The organism is Nocardioides sp., from assembly GCF_031422975.1.
In the GTDB taxonomy this organism is placed as follows: Bacteria; Actinomycetota; Actinomycetes; order Propionibacteriales; family Nocardioidaceae; genus Nocardioides.
Window position 1 is genome coordinate 1 of record NZ_JANPEO010000226.1, and the last position, 1,654, is coordinate 1,654.

Here is a 1,654-nt window from a genome sequence, read left to right on the forward strand (position 1 = left end):
GCCGTCCACTCTGCCCCAGCACGTTGACATCCAGACCCCCAGGAGACCGCCATGAGCATCGAGACCGCCATCGGCTCGGTCATTGTGGGAGAGGCCGGCCAGCCCTACCCCTACCGCGCCGTCGAGCTCGTGGAGCCCGACTGGACCCGGTTCCCGGGCTGGCAGGATGTCACCGCCGAGGAGTGGGCGTCGGTCCAGTGGCAGCGCGCCCACTGCATCAAGAACGTCAAGCAGCTGCGCGAGCTGATGGGCGACCTCCTCGACGAGCGGTTCTACGCCGATCTCGAGCGCGACCAGGCCGAGCGGGCCACCATGTCCATGCTGGTGCCGCCGCAGATGATGAACACGATGGTCCCGCGCGACAGCCCGGCCGGTCCCGGCTCACTGACCGACGCGTTCTATGCCGACCCGATCCGGCACTACATGATCCCGGTGTTCTCCGACCGTCGCACCGACTGGTCCTCCCACCCGCACGCCGCGCGCGACTCGCTCCACGAGCACGACATGTGGGCGACGGAGGGGCTGACCCACCGCTACCCGACGAAGGTGCTCGCCGAGCTGCTGCCGACCTGCCCGCAGTACTGCGGCCACTGCACGCGCATGGACCTCGTCGGCAACTCGACACCAGTGATCGAGAAGCTGAAGTTCGCCGGCAAGCCCAACGACCGGATCGGCGACATGATCGACTACCTGCGGCGTACGCCGTCGGTGCGTGACGTCGTCGTGTCCGGCGGCGACGTGGCGAACATGCCCTGGCCGCGGCTCGAGGCGTTCCTGACGTCCGTGCTCGAGGTCGACAACATCCGCGACATCCGGCTGGCCACGAAGGCCCTGATCGGACTCCCCCAGCACTGGCTGCAGCCCGAGGTCGTCGACGGCGTCGGCCGCGTCGCCGCCATCGCCCGCTCGCGCGGCGTCTCGCTGGCGATCCACACCCACGCCAACCACGCCAACTCGGTGACCCCGATCGTGGCCAAGGCGACCCGCGCGATGCTCGACGCCGGTGTGCGCGACGTCCGCAACCAGGGTGTGCTGCTCAACGGCGTCAACGCCGAGGGGGACGCGCTGCTGGACCTGTGCTTCAGGCTCCTCGACGGCGCGCAGATCATGCCGTACTACTTCTACATGTGCGACATGATCCCGTTCTCGGAGCACTGGCGGGTCTCGGTCGCCGACGCGCAGCGTCTGCAGCACCACATCATGGGCTACCTGCCCGGCTTCGCGACGCCGCGGATCGTGTGCGACGTGCCGTTCGTCGGCAAGCGTTGGGTGCACCAGCTCGCCGACTACGACACCGAGCGCGGCATCTCCTACTGGACGAAGAACTACAAGACGTCCATCGAGGCCACCTCGGACGACGCGCTCTCGCGGACCTACGAGTACTACGACCCGATCCACTCCCTCCCCGCCGGCGGCCAGGCATGGTGGGAGCAGCACGGCCGTCTCGACGAGACCGCGCTCAAGGCCGCCGAGATGGCCGAGGCGTCGCGCCGTACCGCCGCTCTCCAGGCCTGGTAGCCGGCTCGCGCAAAGTTCCCTGACCTGTGTTGGGGTGCCCCGGTAAGCCGGGGCGACAAAACACAAGCGCCCCCCCCCCCCCCCCCCCCCAGGGGGGGGGTCGCGGAAGCCGGGGTCAGCACCAAAGGAGTCCGGG

The 1,654-nt window shown here is 69.2% G+C and carries 1 protein-coding gene; it reads left to right on the forward strand.

Going from position 1 to position 1,654, the window contains the following annotated elements; all coding sequences use genetic code 11:
• The first annotated feature begins 51 nt into the window (after nt 1-51).
• A complete protein-coding gene (locus RMO85_RS06730) occupies nt 52-1,518 on the forward strand; it encodes a lysine 2,3-aminomutase (RefSeq protein ID WP_310527836.1) in 1,467 nt (488 codons plus the stop codon).
• The last annotated feature ends 136 nt before the right edge of the window (nt 1,519-1,654 follow it).

Excerpts from the sequence above, each read along its gene's own strand:
- RMO85_RS06730 (WP_310527836.1), top strand. The coding sequence starts at position 52 with ATGAGCATCGAGACCGCCATCGGCTCGGTCATTGTGGGAGAGGCCGGC.